Annotated in this window: 18 protein-coding genes; 11 read left to right on the top strand and 7 right to left on the bottom strand. The window is 62.8% G+C overall.

All coding sequences use genetic code 11. The annotated features are described in order from the left end of the window. The first annotated feature begins 50 nt into the window (after nt 1-50). Entirely contained in the window at nt 51-2,462 is a 2,412-nt protein-coding gene (gene clpA / locus V1283_RS20330) for an ATP-dependent Clp protease ATP-binding subunit ClpA (protein WP_334388213.1), read from the top strand. Nucleotides 2,463-2,535: 73 nt separating this feature from the next. On the opposite strand, the gene V1283_RS20325 is transcribed toward clpA, so the two are convergent. Beyond that, the gene (locus V1283_RS20325; RefSeq protein WP_442895764.1) at nt 2,536-2,721 is read right to left on the bottom strand and encodes a DUF1737 domain-containing protein; all 186 of its coding nucleotides are present in this window, start codon (nt 2,719-2,721) and stop codon (nt 2,536-2,538) included. An 86-nt stretch (nt 2,722-2,807) separates the two neighbouring features. After that, nucleotides 2,808-3,164 (bottom strand): PilZ domain-containing protein, encoded by a 357-nt coding sequence (locus V1283_RS20320; RefSeq protein WP_334388211.1) that lies wholly within the window; start codon nt 3,162-3,164, stop codon nt 2,808-2,810. A gap of 274 nt (nt 3,165-3,438) precedes the next feature. On the opposite strand from V1283_RS20320, the gene V1283_RS20315 reads away from it, so the two are divergent. The 7 genes from V1283_RS20315 to V1283_RS20285 all read left to right on the top strand — a co-directional run bounded on the left by V1283_RS20315 (nt 3,439) and on the right by V1283_RS20285 (nt 9,736). Next, on the top strand, nt 3,439-4,365 hold the full coding sequence (locus V1283_RS20315) for a lytic transglycosylase domain-containing protein (protein WP_334388210.1): 927 nt from the start codon (nt 3,439-3,441) through the stop codon (nt 4,363-4,365). 276 nt (nt 4,366-4,641) lie between these two features. Next, nucleotides 4,642-5,616 carry a hypothetical protein gene (locus V1283_RS20310; protein WP_334388209.1) on the top strand — a complete coding sequence of 325 codons (975 nt, stop codon included), beginning with the start codon at nt 4,642-4,644 and terminating at the stop codon, nt 5,614-5,616. 249 nt (nt 5,617-5,865) lie between these two features. Next, nucleotides 5,866-6,609 carry an AzlC family ABC transporter permease gene (locus V1283_RS20305; RefSeq protein ID WP_442895763.1) on the top strand — a complete coding sequence of 248 codons (744 nt, stop codon included), beginning with the start codon at nt 5,866-5,868 and terminating at the stop codon, nt 6,607-6,609. Then, nucleotides 6,606-6,950 (top strand): AzlD domain-containing protein, encoded by a 345-nt coding sequence (locus V1283_RS20300; RefSeq protein ID WP_334388206.1) that lies wholly within the window; start codon nt 6,606-6,608, stop codon nt 6,948-6,950. Before V1283_RS20305 ends, V1283_RS20300 begins: the two co-directional genes overlap by 4 nt. A gap of 59 nt (nt 6,951-7,009) precedes the next feature. Next, nucleotides 7,010-7,981 (top strand): Bug family tripartite tricarboxylate transporter substrate binding protein, encoded by a 972-nt coding sequence (locus tag V1283_RS20295; RefSeq protein WP_334388205.1) that lies wholly within the window; start codon nt 7,010-7,012, stop codon nt 7,979-7,981. 17 nt (nt 7,982-7,998) lie between these two features. Further along, the gene (gene tsaA / locus V1283_RS20290) at nt 7,999-8,490 is read left to right on the top strand and encodes a tRNA (N6-threonylcarbamoyladenosine(37)-N6)-methyltransferase TrmO (RefSeq protein ID WP_334388204.1); all 492 of its coding nucleotides are present in this window, start codon (nt 7,999-8,001) and stop codon (nt 8,488-8,490) included. Nucleotides 8,491-8,758: 268 nt separating this feature from the next. Further along, nucleotides 8,759-9,736, top strand: coding sequence for a Bug family tripartite tricarboxylate transporter substrate binding protein (locus V1283_RS20285; RefSeq protein WP_334388203.1), 978 nt, complete (start codon nt 8,759-8,761; stop codon nt 9,734-9,736). Nucleotides 9,737-9,768: 32 nt separating this feature from the next. Here the strand turns inward: V1283_RS20285 and V1283_RS20280 are convergent, their stop codons facing one another. The 4 genes from V1283_RS20280 to V1283_RS20265 form a co-directional block, all read right to left on the bottom strand. Next, nucleotides 9,769-10,191: an HIT domain-containing protein gene (locus tag V1283_RS20280; RefSeq protein WP_334388202.1), complete on the bottom strand. Its 423-nt coding sequence runs from the start codon at nt 10,189-10,191 to the stop codon at nt 9,769-9,771. Between the two features lie 51 nt (nt 10,192-10,242). Further along, on the bottom strand, nt 10,243-11,481 hold the full coding sequence (locus tag V1283_RS20275; protein WP_334388201.1) for a GNAT family N-acetyltransferase: 1,239 nt from the start codon (nt 11,479-11,481) through the stop codon (nt 10,243-10,245). Nucleotides 11,482-11,587: 106 nt separating this feature from the next. Next, a complete protein-coding gene (locus V1283_RS20270; protein WP_334388200.1) occupies nt 11,588-12,340 on the bottom strand; it encodes a glycerophosphodiester phosphodiesterase in 753 nt (250 codons plus the stop codon). Between the two features lie 14 nt (nt 12,341-12,354). Further along, nucleotides 12,355-12,822 (bottom strand): RidA family protein, encoded by a 468-nt coding sequence (locus V1283_RS20265; RefSeq protein ID WP_334388199.1) that lies wholly within the window; start codon nt 12,820-12,822, stop codon nt 12,355-12,357. Nucleotides 12,823-13,070: 248 nt separating this feature from the next. On the opposite strand from V1283_RS20265, the gene V1283_RS20260 reads away from it, so the two are divergent. After that, the gene (locus V1283_RS20260) at nt 13,071-13,937 is read left to right on the top strand and encodes a cell envelope integrity EipB family protein (protein WP_334388198.1); all 867 of its coding nucleotides are present in this window, start codon (nt 13,071-13,073) and stop codon (nt 13,935-13,937) included. Between the two features lie 136 nt (nt 13,938-14,073). Here the strand turns inward: V1283_RS20260 and V1283_RS20255 are convergent, their stop codons facing one another. Continuing rightward, nucleotides 14,074-14,394 carry a hypothetical protein gene (locus tag V1283_RS20255; RefSeq protein ID WP_334388197.1) on the bottom strand — a complete coding sequence of 107 codons (321 nt, stop codon included), beginning with the start codon at nt 14,392-14,394 and terminating at the stop codon, nt 14,074-14,076. A gap of 82 nt (nt 14,395-14,476) precedes the next feature. Between V1283_RS20255 and pdhA the strand changes: the two genes are divergently transcribed. After that, on the top strand, nt 14,477-15,562 hold the full coding sequence (gene pdhA, locus V1283_RS20250) for a pyruvate dehydrogenase (acetyl-transferring) E1 component subunit alpha (RefSeq protein ID WP_442895874.1): 1,086 nt from the start codon (nt 14,477-14,479) through the stop codon (nt 15,560-15,562). Further along, on the top strand, nt 15,555-16,535 hold the full coding sequence (locus V1283_RS20245) for an alpha-ketoacid dehydrogenase subunit beta (protein WP_334388194.1): 981 nt from the start codon (nt 15,555-15,557) through the stop codon (nt 16,533-16,535). Before pdhA ends, V1283_RS20245 begins: the two co-directional genes overlap by 8 nt. Nucleotides 16,536-16,545 lie beyond the last annotated feature (10 nt).

Below are 16,545 nucleotides of genomic sequence, written 5' to 3'. Positions count from 1 at the left end.
CCTGACCGGGTAATGGCGATCATGATGACCGGGGGCCACAGAGGACGAGAATGCCAACTTTTTCCCAAAGCCTTGAACAATCCCTGCATCGTGCGCTGGCGATTGCAAACGAGCGGCATCATCAATATGCGACGCTCGAACATCTTTTGCTGTCGCTGATCGATGACTCGGATGCGGCCGCGGTGATGCGTGCCTGCAGTGTCGATCTCGACAAGCTGCGCACCAGCCTCGTGAACTATCTCGAGACCGAATTCGAAAATCTGGTGACTGACGGCGCCGACGACGCCAAGCCGACCGCGGGATTCCAGCGCGTGATCCAGCGCGCGGTGATTCACGTGCAGTCCTCAGGGCGCGAAGAGGTGACCGGCGCCAACGTGCTGATCGCGATTTTCGCGGAGCGCGAGAGTCACGCCGCCTATTTCCTGCAGGAGCAGGACATGACGCGGTACGACGCGGTCAACTATATCAGCCACGGCATCGCCAAGCGGCCGGGCGTCTCCGAAGCGCGCCCGGTGCGCGGCGTCGACGAGGAGACCGAGACCAAGGGCAACGAGGACGCCAAGAAGAAGGGCGAGGCGCTCGAGACCTATTGCGTCAACCTCAACAAGAAGGCGCGTGACGGCAAGATCGATCCGGTGATCGGGCGCAATTCCGAGATCAATCGCGCGATCCAGGTGCTGTGCCGCCGGCAGAAGAACAATCCGCTGTTCGTGGGCGAGGCCGGCGTCGGCAAGACCGCGATCGCCGAAGGGCTCGCCAAGCGCATCGTCGATTCCGAAGTGCCGGAAGTGCTGGCCGCCGCCACCGTGTTCTCGCTCGACATGGGAACGCTGCTTGCCGGCACGCGCTACCGCGGCGATTTCGAGGAGCGCTTGAAGCAGGTGCTGAAGGAACTGGAGGCGCATCCGAACGCGATCCTGTTCATCGATGAAATCCACACCGTGATCGGCGCCGGCGCCACCTCCGGCGGCGCGATGGACGCGTCGAATCTGCTCAAGCCGGCGCTCGCCTCCGGCACGATCCGCTGCATGGGTTCGACGACCTACAAGGAATACCGCCAGCATTTCGAGAAGGACCGCGCGCTGGTGCGCCGGTTCCAGAAGATCGACGTCAACGAACCGACGGTGGAAGACGCGATCGCGATCCTGAAGGGCCTCAAACCCTATTTCGAGGATTACCACCGGCTGAAATATACCAACGAGGCGATCGAAGCGGCGGTGCAATTATCGTCGCGCTACATCCACGACCGCAAGCTGCCGGACAAGGCGATCGACGTGATCGACGAGTCGGGCGCGGCGCAGATGCTGGTCGCCGAGAACCGGCGCAAGAAGACCATCGGCATCAAGGAAATCGAGACCACGATCGCGACCATGGCGCGGATTCCGCCCAAGAGCGTATCGAAGGACGATGCCGAGGTGCTGAAGCATCTGGAGCAGACGCTCAAGCGCGTGGTGTTCGGCCAGGACAAGGCGATCGAGTCGCTATCGGCATCGATCAAGCTGGCGCGCGCCGGCTTGCGCGAGCCGGAGAAGCCGATCGGTTCCTACCTGTTCTCGGGTCCAACCGGCGTCGGCAAGACCGAAGTCGCCAAACAGCTTGCGGCCTCGCTCGGCGTCGAGCTGCTGCGCTTCGACATGTCCGAATATATGGAGCGGCACACGGTGTCGCGCCTCATCGGCGCGCCTCCCGGCTATGTCGGTTTCGACCAGGGTGGCCTGTTGACCGATGGCGTGGACCAGCATCCGCATTGCGTGGTGCTGCTCGACGAAATCGAAAAGGCGCATCCGGATCTCTATAACGTGCTGCTGCAGATCATGGATCACGGCCGGCTCACCGACCACAACGGCAAGCAGGTCAATTTCCGCAACGTGATCCTGATCATGACCACGAATGCGGGCGCCGCCGACCTTGCGCGCCAGGCCTTCGGCTTCACGCGCAACAAGCGGGAAGGCGACGACCACGAAGCGATCAACCGCCAGTTCGCGCCGGAATTCCGCAACCGGCTGGATGCGATCGTCTCGTTCGCCCATCTCAATGCCGACGTCATCGGCATGGTGGTAGAGAAGTTCGTCCTCCAGCTCGAGGCGCAACTCGCCGACCGCGACGTCACCATCGAGCTGTCGGAGCCTGCCAAGGCCTGGCTGATCGAACATGGTTACGACGAGCAGATGGGCGCGCGTCCGATGGCGCGCGTGATCCAGGAGCACATCAAGAAGCCGCTGGCGGACGAAGTGCTGTTCGGTCACCTGAAGGGCGGCGGGCATGTCCGCGTCGTGCTGGTCAAAGACGAGGCGAGCGCGGAGGCTAAGGACAAGATCGGCTTCGAGTTCGTCGAGGGACCAGTCACGCCGAAGCCGGAAAAGCTGCCCGGCGCCCGCAAGCGCAAGCCGAAGCCGGGCGGCCCCAACGGAGGTGGCGGCTCCAAGGGGCCGGCCTCGCGGGGGCCTCTGGTCAAGGCGTAAGCGGCCTCAATCTGGAACGAAGAGCCGGCGTGTCGCAAGACCGCCGGCTTTTTGATGGCCAACTGCTTGATGTCTAATTGCGCGGCCAAACCAACGCTTGGGCGGCCACGACGTATTCACCGTTGAAAGTCAGAGCAGGCGAGCCGTACAGCACATAGCCGGACTCAATGGCCTCCGAAACGCGTCGGCAGAACGCGGCATCGTCCTTGCCGGTCAGGAGGCGATAGACGGGCAGGCCATCTGGCGGTTTTGAAGACATGCTGGGCCCCAACAATACGGTGGTCGATACCGGCTGCGGCACCGTGGGACGCCTGTTGCGTTACTTGACGCCTTCCCCGCGAGTGCTCAGCGCTCGTTAAGCAGTTCGTCGATCTTTCGCTGCAGCTGCCGCTTCTTGATCTCGCTTCTGCGCAGCCGCTCCTCGAGATCGGAGACCGGCTCGGCCGGGCTCTCCGCCCTGAAGGCGACGCCGACGAAATTGTCGCGCCACCAGATCACCTTGGCAAGGAAGGAGCGGCCCTTGCGCGCGATGCGTAGCGAGAGCTGCTCTTTCGGCAACTGGAAATCATTGCTGAATTCGATGGTCGCGCCGTTGTCGGAGATGTTGCGGACGATGCATTCGCGCGTCGCGCCGCGTTCACCGATCTCGGCGACGCCGCCATACATTACCTTCTCGCGTACGCTCTCGCGCCGGTCCCGCATTGAAAGTCTCCCAACAAAGATGGACAGTTTTACCCCGCTTTGTTCCCCGTAAAAGACCGGCTGATGCAAAATGCGGCATTAACGTAAATTAACGGCGGTTCCGATGAGGCGCATTTCGGGACAATTGCAGCGCAAAAAGGCGGCGTGCGGCGGCGGAACCGCGGATCCAGCGGCTGGCCGTGATCGTTTGACTAACGCTTTTTACCGCCATGTACGCTCCCGGATTGCAACTGCCATGCAAAGAGGCCGGTTTCTTCGAGCCCTATGCTGCACGATGTCACTTTTGTCCTCGGTTGCGCCTGCCTGCGCCGAGGACGCGGATGAGGTTAACCAGTCGCGTGTCGAGCCACGCGCGATACCGGCCGAGACGCCGGCTGACGGGACGCGGCAGAGCGACACGCGCGAGGCGATGTGCCTGATGATCGAGTCGGCCGCGAGAGCCTCGAGCCTGCCGCTCGAATTCTTCGCTCGCGTAATCTGGCAGGAGAGCCGCTTCCGCTCCGACGCGATCGGGCCGGTGACGCGCAGCGGCCAGCGCGCGCAGGGGATTGCACAGTTCATGCCGGGCACCGCGAGCGAGCGCGGTCTGCTTGATCCCTTCAATCCCGTGCAAGCGCTGCCGAAATCAGCGGAGTTTTTGGCCGAGCTGCGCGACCAGTTCGGCAATCTGGGACTGGCGGCCGCCGCCTATAACGCCGGCCCGCGCCGGGTTCAGGAGTGGCTTGCGGGCACCGGGCCGATGCCGCAGGAGACCCGCAGCTACGTTATCGCCATCACGGGCTCCACCGTCGAGGATTGGGCGAAGGCGCAGAAGGGCGGCAGGACGCCGGAGCGGATACCGACGTCGAGCTGTCGAGACTTGATGGCGCTGCTGAAGCAGGCGCCCAGTCCCTTCATCACCGAACTCGAGAACCGCATCACGCTCGGCGCCGCCAAAGTGTGGGGCGTGCAGCTCGCCGCCGGCTTCAGCCGCGACAAGGCGCTCGCGATGTACGCCCGAGCCATCAAGCGGCTCAGCGCCGTGATCGGCGACCAGGATCCGAGCCTGCTCTCCTCGGTCATGCGGAGCCGCGGCACGCGCGCCTTCTATCAAGTGCGGATCGGCGCCGACACGCGGCCCGCCGCGGACGATCTCTGCAACCGCATCCGGAAGGCGGGCGGGGCGTGCTTTGTGCTGAAAAACAGGGGCGTGCCGGGCTGACCGGGATCGTCGCAAAGGCTACGGCCGCTCTTGCTCAAGTGCGGCTCAATGGTGAATCTTGTCTCCTGCCGCCGTAACTGGTCCATCAAGAGCGCGAGCCGATCAGCCTGTGCTACGTGATTTCGGTATCGGGAAGTTGGCCTTCCAGAGCGGTCTTGTCCGTTCGTTCTTGAAAATGGCTCCCATTGAATCGCTTTTCCTTCCAAACTCTCTTGTCGTCCATACAAGTGTCCTAGTAGGCTTGACAACTTTTAGTTTATTATTTGGGAGGGATGGGTGCTAAATCAATTGAAACAAGCAGTGAGCTTGATCGCTGCTAGCGTTATCCTTGCGAGCTGCGGCAATTCCTTGTGGACTCTGGCAGACGGTGAACAACCTCCAACCAACCTCGATGGCGCTTTTTTGTCTTACGCCCTCGCCCAAGGAGAGGTGAGTTTTACCGCTGAATTCAAAGACAAGCGACTCACTCTTTCCTCGGATCAAAAGATGACGGCTACGGCCGACTACAACGCGATGTATCGCGTTGTTTACGGACATAATTCGTTCTCTAACGATGATATTGACATTCAGATGGAAGGAGCCCTCATCAAGTCGCTGTCCTCTACAACGGAAGACAGGTCGATTGCGGTCGTTCAGGGGGTAACGGCGTTACTGACGCAGGTCTCTGCGACTCAAAAAGACCTGGAGAAATCTAAATCAATCGCGAAAATGCTTCCTGACGCGGGACCGGCGGCGCCTCCTCCTTGCACAGACATGACCGTGGTCCATCAAACGAATGTCACTCATGGCCGCGGGAAAACAATGACGACGAAGGCTGGCGAACCCTCCTGTAGCATACGATTTAATATCAAGCTCACGCCCCATCTGGATAAGATAATGGCGATATCCGGCTTTGTGCCGCAGGAAACAACTACTGAGGACCCCGGTCCTTTCTGCAAGTACGTTTTTTGTTTCCGCCGAGCTGGTCTGTTTACGCTCGAAGCGACGGCCATGTTGGTCCAGAAGGCTGACAGAGAAACGATTCTATCGACAACGCCTCCAGTTCGATTTGATGTTTTGGCGCCGGTGAACAATGCTCTAGGTTACGTGAAATTTGGTCGCAGAGCATTCGTTAAGAACAAGACAGTCATCGCTTTCTCTAACGGATTGGTGTCGGGATTTACCGCGAGCAACCCCAGTGAGGTGGTCGGTGCTATCCAGCTTCCAACAGAACTGCTGAAAGGTGTGAGCGCGGCAATTGTCATTCACTAATCTGCTCGGCAAACAACGATAGCAAGCCAGGAGGCGTGTGCTGTCGATGGTAACGGTTGGTGTGCGGATTGGCACCGCATGTGGTCTGCCCGCGACGAACCCTGCATCGCACGATGGGCGGCGCAGCCTTTGCATTGCGCAACACAGGCGGTGCCGGGCTGATGCATAGCCGCCCTGAGCGGGGCTTGCTTGACGCGGGCCGCTTTCGTTAGCCTTATCCGCCGACATCTCCACACTATCCGGTCACCTGTGAAGTTACCTCCACTCTCTTCCCGCAGTTGGAAAAGCCCCACCCGCGCCTTCGCGTGGGGCATGAGTTCGGTCGCGTCGACAGTGCTCACGCTGGTGCTGTTTGCGACCTATCTCGGCATCGGTGCGCTGGCCCATGACAGCCATTTCAGCCTGGGCTGGGTGCTCGGCAGCACGCTGCTGGTCTGGGCGGGCCCGGCGCAGATCATCCTGATTTCGACGCTGGGGTCGGGGGCGACCGCGGCACAGGCGGCGATTGCGGTGACGGTGAGTGCGATCCGGCTGTTTCCGATGGTGGTGTCGGTGTTGCCGCTGATGAAGACGCCGCAGACCAAACGGCGTCACCTCGTGCTGGCGACGCATTTCATCGCCGTCACGCTGTGGGTCGAATGCTACCGGCTGTTGCCAAAGGTGCCGCGCGAGCGCCGCATCGCATTTGCGCACGGGCTCGGCTGCGGGCTTCTCACCGTTTGCATGGTCGCCACCACGCTTGGCTATGGCCTTGCCGCCAATCTGCCGCCGCTGTTTGCGGCGGCGATCCTGCTGCTGACGCCGCTGGCATTCTTGCTTTCGACCGCGCGCAATTGCCGGCAGACATCGGACATAGTGGCGCTGGTGCTCGGGATCGCGCTGTTTCCGCTGGTCTCACAGCTGCACACCGGCGTCGACATCCTGATCAGCGGCGTCACCGCCGGCACCATTGCCTACGGGGTGCATTGGTGGCGGGAGAGGGCGCGCGCATGAGCGAATTTTTCGGCAGCCCGCACGCGCTGTTGATCCTGGTGCTCGCCGGCTTCCTGCCCAACGAGGTCTGGCGCATGGCCGGGCTGTGGTTCGGCGCCGGCGTCGACGAGGGCTCGGAAGTTCTGGTGTGGGTGAGGGCGGTGGCGACCGCGATCCTCGCCGGGGTCATCGCCCAGATCCTGGTGCAGCCGCCGGGCGCGCTGGCAGGCGTACCGGACTGGCTGCGCTACGGCGCGGTCGCCGCCGGTTTTGCGGTGTTCATGCTGACGCAACGCTCGATCTTTGCCGGCGTGGTCGGCGGCGAGATCGTCCTGCTGGCCGGGAAATGGTGGCTCGGTTGATTGCAGGTGGCGGATAATCCGGTACTGTCCGGCGCATCGGGAAACGCCGAGGAAACGAAATGAACTGGCTGAAAATATCGGCGCTGGCCTGCAGCCTCGTCTGCGCCGCGCCGCTGGCCCATGCGGCGGAATATCCGGTACGTCCGATCAAGCTGATCGTGCCCTATGCCGCGGGCGGCCCGACCGACGTTCTCGGCCGCATGGTAGGCGAATATCTCAGCCGCGACCTGAAACAGGCTGTCGTGGTCGAGAACAAGGCCGGTGCGCAGGGCGCGATCGGCGCCGAAGCCGCGGCGCGTTCCGAGCCCGACGGCTACACGCTGTTCTTTACGGCGGCGTCGATCTTCGTGCTCAATCCGCTGCTCTACAAGAAGCTGCCCTACGATCCCACGCGCGATTTTCGGCTGCTTGCGCTGGTCACCGATCTGCCCGTCGTGATGGAGGTTCATCCGTCCGTGCCCGCCAAGACGGTCGCGGAGTTCGTGGCCTACGCCAGGCAAAATCCGGGAAAACTGAATTTCGGATCGGCCGGCACCGGCGGCACCATTCATCTCGCCGGCGAGATGTTCAAGCAGATGGCCGGCGTCGACATGGTCCATGTCGCCTACAAGGGGGCAGGCCCGGCGCTGACCGATCTGATATCGGGCAATATCCAGTTGATGTTCGATACGCTCGGCACCGCGCTGCCGCCGGTCAAGGGTGGCTTGCTGCGGCCGCTCGCGGTTTCTTCTGCGCAACGCATTCCCGATCTGCCCGATGTCCCGACCATGGCCGAGAGCGGCTATCCGGACTACGGCGTCAGCGTCTGGTATGGCGTCTCTGCTCCGGCTAAACCGCCTGACGACGTCGGGCAGAAACTCATCGCCAGTTTGAACAAGGCGTTGAACGATGAAGCGTTCCGCGCTTCGCTGGACAAGGTCGGATTCCCGCCGCTGCGTCCGCAAAGCCAGGCCGAGATCGACAAGTTCGTCGCGACCGATCGCGCGCGATGGGCCGGTGTGATAAAAGCACTCAACATCTCACTGGATTAGGACATCTGGATCAGGACATGGTTCGAGAAAGCGAAGTCCGCGAGGGCGAACTTACCGTCGATATGCCGCCGGCCCGCGATGCCGGGCTGGTGTTTGTCGGCCGCATCCGCACGCCCTGGAAATCGCGGCTGGAGACACCGCGGCAGGGCCGTCACGACGGCCCGGTCTGCCGGCTGGAGATTTTCGAACCCTGGGTGCCCGCGATCAAGGGCGTGGATTTTTATGAGAGCCTCGAAGTGATCTACTGGCTGCACCAGTCGCGCCGCGATCTGGTGCTGCAAAGCCCGAAGAACAACCAGAAAACCCGCGGCACCTTCTCGCTGCGCTCGCCGGTGCGGCCGAATCCGATCGGCACCTCGATCGTGAAACTGGTGCGCATCGAGGGCAACGTCATCCTGGTGCGTGGCCTCGACTGCCTCGACGAAACGCCGCTGCTCGACGTCAAGCCCGACCGCTGCGAGTTCACGCCATTGGCGCCGCCGCAGCCTGGAGATTTCCAGACGGAGTGAGGATGATTCCGTAGCCCGGATGAGCGCAGCGAAATCCGGGAATTCCGGGCCAGGACGTGCACGCATAAATCGGGAGACGCCGATGGACTCGGCGATGACAGCACTACGCTCAGAGGCGGACGTCTGGGCTGGCCTTCAGCAGGTCTGCTTTGTGCCAAGAGCAGGCAGTGACCCCTTCCACCTCCTCGCAGGACGGGTGTAGTCTTTTCCCGCAGTGCGTCCAGTCGGATTGCAAGTCCGCGTCGTAGCGCGCTGTGGAGGGAGCATCATGAACTTTCCCCGCCGCGCATTCTTGCGTCTGGCCGCGGGTGCTGCTGCGTTGCCGGCGGTGCCCCGCATTTCGCGGGCACAAACCTATCCGTCCCGGCCGGTGCGCATCGTCGTCGGCTTTGCCGCCGGCGGGGCCACCGACATCCAGGCGCGCCTGATGGGCCAATGGCTGTCGGATCGCCTCGGCCAGCAATTCATCATTGAGAACCGCTCCGGCGCCAGCGGCAACATCGGAACCGAGGCGGTCGCCAAAGCGCCAGCGGATGGCTACACGCTGCTGCAAATCGTGACCCCGCATGCGATCAATGCCGCGCTCTACACCAATCTCAATTTCGACTTCATCCGGGACATCGCGCCGGTCATCTGCGCCGCGCGGCTGGCATACGTCGTCGTGGTGCATCCGTCGGTCCCGGCGACGACGATCCCTGAATTCATCGCATACGCCAAGGCCAACCCGGGCAAGATCAACTACGGGTCGGCCGGCCCCGGCACCCCGCAAAACATTGCGTGCGAACTCTTCAAGATGATGGCCGGGGTGGATCTGGTCCACGTCCCGTATCGCGGCGGCGCACCTGCGGCCACCGATCTGGTCGCCGGCCATCTGCAGGTGATTTTCGCCCCGGTGTCGGAATCGATCCAGCACATCCAGGCCGGCAAGCTGCGCGCCCTGGCGGTAACGACCGCGGCCCGATTGGACGTGCTGCCAGACGTTCCAACGGTGGCAGACTTCGTGCCTGGTTACGAGGCCAGCGGTTTTGCGGGCATTGGCGCGCCAAGGAACACCCCGGCCGAAATCATCGATCTGCTGAACAAGGAGCTCAATGCTGGCCTCGCCGATGCCAAGGTCAAAACCCGGATCGTCGAACTGGGCGGCACGGTGCTTGGGGGCTCGCCTGCGGAATTCGGGACGATCATCTCGGACGCCACCGAAAAGTGGGCGAGGGTGATCAAGTCCGCGGGCATCAAGGCTGAATAGGGCCGGTCGCGTCGCTTCCACGTAGTGGCGAGCTACCCCAGCGCCGCAACAAGCTTGGTCGCGTTGTCTTCCAGCACTTTCACATCCTCCTTGCGACTCGCCGGCGGCAGCAGTGCTACGCCGTCGTGGCGCGGCATCACATGCATATGCAGGTGGAACACGACTTGCCCGCCGGCCGGCTCGTTGAACTGCTGCACGGTGATGCCGTCGGCCTTGAAGGCCTTCATGGCGGCGGCGGCGATCTTGTGGGCGGCGCGCGCGACGTGGGCGTAATCGTCTGGCGTGATATCGAGAATGTTGCGGGCAGGGGCTTTCGGAATCACCAGTGTATGGCCCGGCGAGCGCGGCATGATGTCGAGGAACGCCAGAACGTGGTCGTCCTCGTAAACCTTGTGGCAGGGAAACTCGCCGCGCAGGATTTTCGCGAAGGGGTTGTTGGTGTCATAGGCGGGCATGGTTTTTTCCCTCGAGGTTTGATCTCAATTTCACGTCGCTCACCGAGCAGGTCAAGCCTCGTCGGCGGCCTTGCGGAACGGGCCGGATTCCGCCAGTTCGCGGCCGACTTCCGCGACGTAGGCGCGCTCGCGCTTCAGGTAGTCGGCGATCGCGCGGCGCAGATCGGGGTCGGCGATGAAGTGCGCGGAATAGGTGGTTTGCGGCAGGTAGCCGCGCGCCAGCTTGTGCTCGCCCTGCGCGCCGGCTTCCACGACCTTCAGGCCGCGCTGGATCGCGAAATCGATCGCCTGATAGTAGCAGACCTCGAAATGCAGGAACGGGTGATGCTCGACCGCGCCCCAGTTGCGGCCGAACAGCGTGTCCGAGCCGATGAAATTGATGGCGCCGGCAATCCAGCGGCCGTTGCGCTTGGCCATCACCAGCAGCACGTCGCGGCTCATGCTCTCGCCGATCAGCGAGAAAAATTTGCGGGTGAGATAAGGCCGGCCCCATTTGCGTGAGCCGGTCTCCATGTAGAACGCAAAGAATGCATCCCACGCATCCTCGGTGATGTCACTGCCGGTCAGATGGTGGATCGTGATCCCGGCGGCAGTGGCCTCGCGCCGTTCGCGCTTGATCGCCTTGCGGTGACGCGAGTTCAGCGACGTGAGAAAATCGTCAAAAGTCCCGTAGCCTTCATTGTGCCAGTGAAACTGCTGGTCGTTCCGTTGCAGAAAACCGTGTGCGCCCAAAAACTTTGCTTCGGCCTCGCGGGCAAAGGTCACATGCACGGAGGAGGCGTTGGTCGCGTTACACAGCGCCATCAGGCCACTCGCCAGCGCGGTTCCGATCTGCTCGCGATCGACGCCGTCGCGGATCAACAGCCGCGGGCCGGTCGCGGGGGTGAACGGCACCGAGGCCTGCAGTTTTGGATAATAGCGTCCGCCGGCACGCTCATAGGCATCCGCCCAGCCGCGGTCGAAAACGTATTCGCCTTGCGAATGCGATTTCAGATAGCAGGGCACGATGCCGGCGATCTCGCCGTCGAGCCGTGCCAGGAGATGCCGCGCGCCCCAGCCGGTGCGGGCGCAGGCCGAGCCGGAGGCTTCGGCGGCAGCGAAAAAGGCATGAGAAACGAAGGGGTTATAGGCAGGTTTGCAGGAATCGCTTTGAGACCCGCTTGCGGCCAGCGTATCGAGGTTTTCGAGACTGTTTGGATTTGGCTTCGGATTGGCGCAGGCGTCCCAATCGGCAGCCTTGATGTCGCTGACGGAGGGGACGGCTTCGAGGGTGATTTCGGATGACGCCATCTAGAAATTCGGACCGGTCCCATCGTGCGATCAGCCATCGCGCAGGGTGGCCAACCTTTCCAAGATCGTGCATCGGGCGGGCGAGTTCAAGGTGGCACTGCGCGGATCAGGTTCCCGGCAGGAACCCCTCGAAGATCATCTGATCGGCGTTGCGTGCCGCGTGCGCGCGCTGCTCCGGCGTGCGCACGGTCCAGGTTAGCAGCGGCAGCCCGAAAATGTTGCGGGCGATCCAGGGGGCGGCTGCCGGCAATTCATCCACCCAGTAAGCGACGAAATGCGGCCGGGTGCGGAAGGCGTGGCGCAGATGTGTCATGCCCCGGCGTTGTTCAGGGGAGGCTTCAGACCACTCTTCGGCGGTATATTCGCGCTCCGCCACAATGCCGCGGGCGCGGCCGGGGATCAGTTCGCGCAGCGCCACCACCTGGTCCGGATCGAAGGACATGCCGACGGCGGGGCCGGAATAAGCGCCAAGCACCTCCGCCATCCGCTTCACCAGCCGGCGGTCGCCCTCGAAATGGCTTTTGACCTCGATCACCAGCGGCACGCGGCCGGCAACGAGCGAACAGAGATCGCCGAGCGTCATCATCCGCTCCGGCGTATTCTTGAACGCAACCGCCTTGAGTTCGGCCGCGGTCTTGCCGAGCAACGCGCCGGACCCCTCGGTGAGGCGGCCGAGCGCGTTGTCGTGATGCACCATCGCCTCGCCATCCGACGAAAGCTGGATGTCGCATTCGATGGCGAAGTTGCCGTCGACGGCGGCCTGCGCGGCGGCCGGCATGTTTTCGACGATGCCGCGCGAAATATCATGGAGGCCGCGATGGGCGACCGGCCGTGCCGTCAGCCAGTCCGGCGCGCGCATGAGGGGCACTCCGCTCAGGACACCTCGAAGATGGCGTCCACCTCGACGGCGGCATCCGAGGGTAGCGAAGCGACGCCGACGGTGGTGCGGGCATGTCGGCCCTTGTCGCCGAAAGCTGCGACCATCAGGTCGGAGGTGCCGTTGAGCACCTTGGGGCCGTCGAGGAAGTCTGGCGCGGAATTGATGAAGCCGCCGAGCCTGACCACGCGGACCACCTTGTCGAGATCGCCGAGCGCTGCCTTGACCTGGGCCAGCAGGTTGACGCCACAGCCCTGTGCCGCGGCGTAGCCCTGTTCGATGGTGACGCCAGCGCCCAACTTGCCCTTGGCGATCAGCTTGCCCTCCGCGTTGGCGCACACCTGGCCGGAGACGAAGAGCAAATTGCCTGATCGCACGAAGCCGACGTAATTCGCCATCGGGGTGCGCGGCTCGTTCAGGACGATGCCTTGCGCCGCCAGCTTCTGTTCGACCGTACCCGCCATGTTTTTGTCCCCGATTGATTGACTGTCCTGATCCGCGATCAGGCCGCATTGTTTCGCGCATCGCACCGCCGGTTGCAAGCGAGGGCCGATCGCTGGCGCGCGACCACAACTGGCGTAAATCGTCCCGTAAAATTGCCGAAAAGCAAGGCTCCCCGGCCTCAAATTCCTGCGTTTCCGGGCGCTGCCCTAGTTGCGACGCAATAGGGCCATCACTAATGTAACGAATCTCCATCGAGGAAAAAAAGCACATGGCTTACTCGTTTCCGGTTCCGGTTCGTGCTTTGGCGTTTTCGGCTGTGGCCGCTTTGCTCTCAGGCTTCGCAAACGGGCCGGCTCAGGCCGCCGCCGGCGGGCCGTTTCTCTCCCATCAGGCGCTGTATGAATTGAAGCTGGTCAAGTCGCGCGGGAACAACGCGATATCAGGGGCGCGCGGGCGCATCCTCTACAATTTCTCGGGCAGCGCCTGCGAAGGCTACACGTCCGAATTTCGTCAGGTGTCTGAACTCGACAGCGGCGAGGGCAAGCTGACGCTGAGCGATCTGCGCTCGCATTCCTGGGAAGATGCCGCGGGCAAGAGCTACCGTTTCAAGATCGATACCCGAATGAATGATACCGACGCCATGCCGGTCGACGGCATGGCGGAACGGGTCGGCGACCACATCACGGTTAAGCTGAAACAGCCGGTTGCGAAGACGTTCGAGCTCGACGGCAAGATCGTGTTTCCGACCGAGCAGATCCAGCACATCATCGCAGCGGCGCGCGAGGGCAAATCGGTGCTGGAGCTGATGGTCTATGACGGCTCCGACAATGGCGAGAAGGTCTACAACACGCTGTCGGTGATCGGGCAGCCGATTCCGGGGACCCGCAGCATCACCTCGCCCGATCCGTCGACCGCCAACGACCAGATGAAGACGCTGACCCGTTGGCCCGTGACCGTGAGCTATTACGACCGCGACGCCAAGACCAAGGAAGGCGAACAGACGCCGGTTTACGCAATGTCGTTCGAGCTGTTCGAGAACGGTGTCTCCCGCGCGCTGGTGCTCGATTACAACGATTTCGTGATCGCGGGCGCGATGGGCCGGTTCGACGTCAGGGATTCCAAGCCGTGTAAGTGACGGGCGAAAGCCCGTCATCCCGGGGCGCGCTTAGCGCGAACCCGGGATCTCGAAATTCCGGGTCTGGTCTTTCTGTCCGTCCCGCCGGACCGCACCTCAGAGACTGCGCCCGCGTGTCTCGGGTGTTTGCTTGATTTCATCCGCGCGTGAAGTCGCCGCGCTTCAATCCGAGCGCCTTGACAGCTGGCTCCGGAAGCGGTCCCCAGGCTTCGACCGGTTCGTTCGGGGCCATCATTGCGGCGATAATTGCCTCGGCCTTTGCCGGATCCTGTTCAGCCACATAGTAGACCGAGCGAACCGGCGAACCGCCTCCCAACGGTTCAGTTGTTACGAGGACAACCTGACCATTTGCCATGGCTTGATATACCACTGACGCGGTGCCGTTTCCACGTTGGTGAAGGCTGATCGCCGCGAGCCTGCGGTGCAGCAACGGCCATGCACGATTGGGCGGAGCCACCTTGTATTGTTCCGGCCCAGCACCAATTACGAGCTGTGGGAGGCAGAATCGCTCACGGAGCGATGACGTGGCCAGTAAGAAAATGGCAGACGGAGGGCTGCCGGTGATCGCGCGCTTTGAAGTGCGCCACCGCAATTACCTCGCACCAGACGGCTCGATAAACAGGCCGCTCCCTGCGTTCGCCTCCGATGCAAGTCTGCTCGCCTCGCTCTATCGGGCGATGGTGCTGCTGCGCAACTTTGACCGAAAGGCTGTTGCATTGCAGCGCACCGGCCGGCTTGGGACCTATGCCGTTTCGCTCGGCCAGGAGGCGGTGTCCGTTGGCATAGCCAGTGCGATGCGGGAGGAAGACGTCCTGCTGCCCTCCTATCGGGATAATGGCGCGCTGATCTGGCGTGGCGTCAAGCTGGAGGAGATTCTGCTGTTCTGGGGAGGGGACGAGAGGGGCAATCACTTCTCCGGACCGGTCCAGGATTTCCCGTTCTGCGTTCCCGTGGGATCGCAGGCGCCGCATGCCGCTGGCGTTGCCTATGCCTTCAAGCTGCGCAAGGAGCCGCGTGTCGCCGTATGCATGTACGGCGATGGCGCCACGTCGAAGGGTGACGTCTACGAAGCGATGAATTTTGCCGGTGTACACAAATTGCCGGTCGTGTTCGTCGCCACCAACAATCAATGGGCCATATCCGTACCGTTACGGCTGCAGACCGCTTCCGAAACCCTGGCTCAGAAGTCCATCGCCGCCGGGTTCATCGGCGAGCAGGTGGACGGGAGCGACGTTGTGGCGGTGCGCGCCGCGGCCGAAGATGCCATTGCCGCAGCCCGCGACGGCCAAGGGCCACGCTTCATCGAGGCGGTCACCTACCGGCTCGGCGATCACACAACCTCTGACGACGCCTCACGCTACCGTCCGGAGGAAGAAGTCCAGGCTCGCTGGAAAGAAGAGCCGATCGCGCGTTTGAGAGCCTTTCTTGCCGGTCAGAAGATGTGGAGCAAAGCGGACGAGGAACAGCTCGCTGCGGAGTGCCATGAGCGCGTCGAGGCGGCGGTCGAACGCTACCTGGCAACGGAGCCGCGCGGGGGCGAAACCATGTTCGATTATCTCTATGCCGATCTACCTGAGGCTTATGTCGCGCAGCGCCGCCAACTCGCGGGAGAGGGCGATGGCTGAGGTAACGTTGGTCGAGGCCGTCAATCTGGCGCTCGCCCGCGCGATGGAGGATGATCCCGATGTCGTCGTGCTTGGCGAGGATGTCGGCATCAATGGGGGCGTCTTCCGCGCGACCGTCGGGCTGCAAGCGCGTTTCGGCCCGGAGCGCGTCCTTGATACGCCGCTTGCCGAACTCCTGATCAGCGGACTCTGCGTCGGCATGGCGGTGCAGGGGCTGAAGCCCGTCGGCGAGATCCAGTTCATGGGATTCCTGTATCCCTGCATCGATCAACTGGTGAACCACGCCTCCCGAATCCGCAACCGCACCCAGGGACGGCTCACCTGCCCAATGGTTCTGCGCACGCCGCATGGTGCCGGCATTCGCGCACCCGAGCATCATTCCGAAAGCGCCGAGGCGATGCTCGCCCATATCCCCGGCTTGCGCGTTGTCATCCCGTCGTCGCCGGAACGCGCGTACGGACTGCTTCTCGCTGCGATCCGCGATCCCGATCCGGTGGTGTTTCTCGAGCCGACCCGCATCTACCGCGCGGCCAAAGGCGAGGTGGAAGACAGTGGTGAGGCTTTGCCGCTGGATGTCGCTTTTGTCCTGCGGGAAGGCCGCGACGTCACCCTGATCAGCTGGGGCGCGATGCTGAAGGAAACCATGGCAGCTGCCGACGCGCTGGCTGCGGAGGGCATCGCCGCCGAGGTCATCGATCTCGCCACGCTCAAACCCTACGACGAAGTCACGGTGCTCGGTTCGATCGCAAAAACCGGACGTTGCGTCATCGTGCACGAGGCGACGCGGACTGGCGGATTCGGAGCTGAGATCGCCGCGTTGATCGCCGAGCGCGGCCTGACCTCTCTGCTCGCACCTGTGGCCCGCGTCACCGGCTACGACACGGTCATTCCGATGGCGCGTCTTGAGCAGAAGTTCATGCCGTCGGTTGACCGTATCGTGGCGGCCGCGCGCAAAGCGTGCCAGTTCAGTTGATTGCCAGCGG

Origin of the sequence: Bradyrhizobium sp. AZCC 2262 (genome assembly GCF_036924535.1) — a bacterium.
Classification (GTDB): Bacteria; Pseudomonadota; Alphaproteobacteria; order Rhizobiales; family Xanthobacteraceae; genus Bradyrhizobium.
The sequence above is the reverse complement of the archived record's forward strand: the minus strand, read 5'-3'. Positions and strand labels throughout refer to the sequence as shown.

Coding starts and splice junctions, on each gene's coding strand:
- V1283_RS20285 (WP_334388203.1), top strand. CDS start 8,759: ATGAACTTTCCCCGCCGCGCATTCTTGCGTCTGGCCGCGGGTGCTGCT.
- V1283_RS20300 (WP_334388206.1), top strand. CDS start 6,606: ATGAGCGAATTTTTCGGCAGCCCGCACGCGCTGTTGATCCTGGTGCTC.
- pdhA (WP_442895874.1), top strand. CDS start 14,477: ATGGCAGACGGAGGGCTGCCGGTGATCGCGCGCTTTGAAGTGCGCCAC.
- V1283_RS20280 (WP_334388202.1), bottom strand. CDS start 10,191: ATGCCCGCCTATGACACCAACAACCCCTTCGCGAAAATCCTGCGCGGC.
- V1283_RS20270 (WP_334388200.1), bottom strand. CDS start 12,340: ATGCGCGCGCCGGACTGGCTGACGGCACGGCCGGTCGCCCATCGCGGC.
- V1283_RS20260 (WP_334388198.1), top strand. CDS start 13,071: ATGGCTTACTCGTTTCCGGTTCCGGTTCGTGCTTTGGCGTTTTCGGCT.
- V1283_RS20315 (WP_334388210.1), top strand. CDS start 3,439: ATGTCACTTTTGTCCTCGGTTGCGCCTGCCTGCGCCGAGGACGCGGAT.
- clpA (WP_334388213.1), top strand. CDS start 51: ATGCCAACTTTTTCCCAAAGCCTTGAACAATCCCTGCATCGTGCGCTG.
- V1283_RS20265 (WP_334388199.1), bottom strand. CDS start 12,822: ATGGCGGGTACGGTCGAACAGAAGCTGGCGGCGCAAGGCATCGTCCTG.
- V1283_RS20295 (WP_334388205.1), top strand. CDS start 7,010: ATGAACTGGCTGAAAATATCGGCGCTGGCCTGCAGCCTCGTCTGCGCC.
- V1283_RS20275 (WP_334388201.1), bottom strand. CDS start 11,481: ATGGCGTCATCCGAAATCACCCTCGAAGCCGTCCCCTCCGTCAGCGAC.
- V1283_RS20320 (WP_334388211.1), bottom strand. CDS start 3,164: ATGCGGGACCGGCGCGAGAGCGTACGCGAGAAGGTAATGTATGGCGGC.
- V1283_RS20245 (WP_334388194.1), top strand. CDS start 15,555: ATGGCTGAGGTAACGTTGGTCGAGGCCGTCAATCTGGCGCTCGCCCGC.
- tsaA (WP_334388204.1), top strand. CDS start 7,999: ATGGTTCGAGAAAGCGAAGTCCGCGAGGGCGAACTTACCGTCGATATG.
- V1283_RS20325 (WP_442895764.1), bottom strand. CDS start 2,721: ATGTCTTCAAAACCGCCAGATGGCCTGCCCGTCTATCGCCTCCTGACC.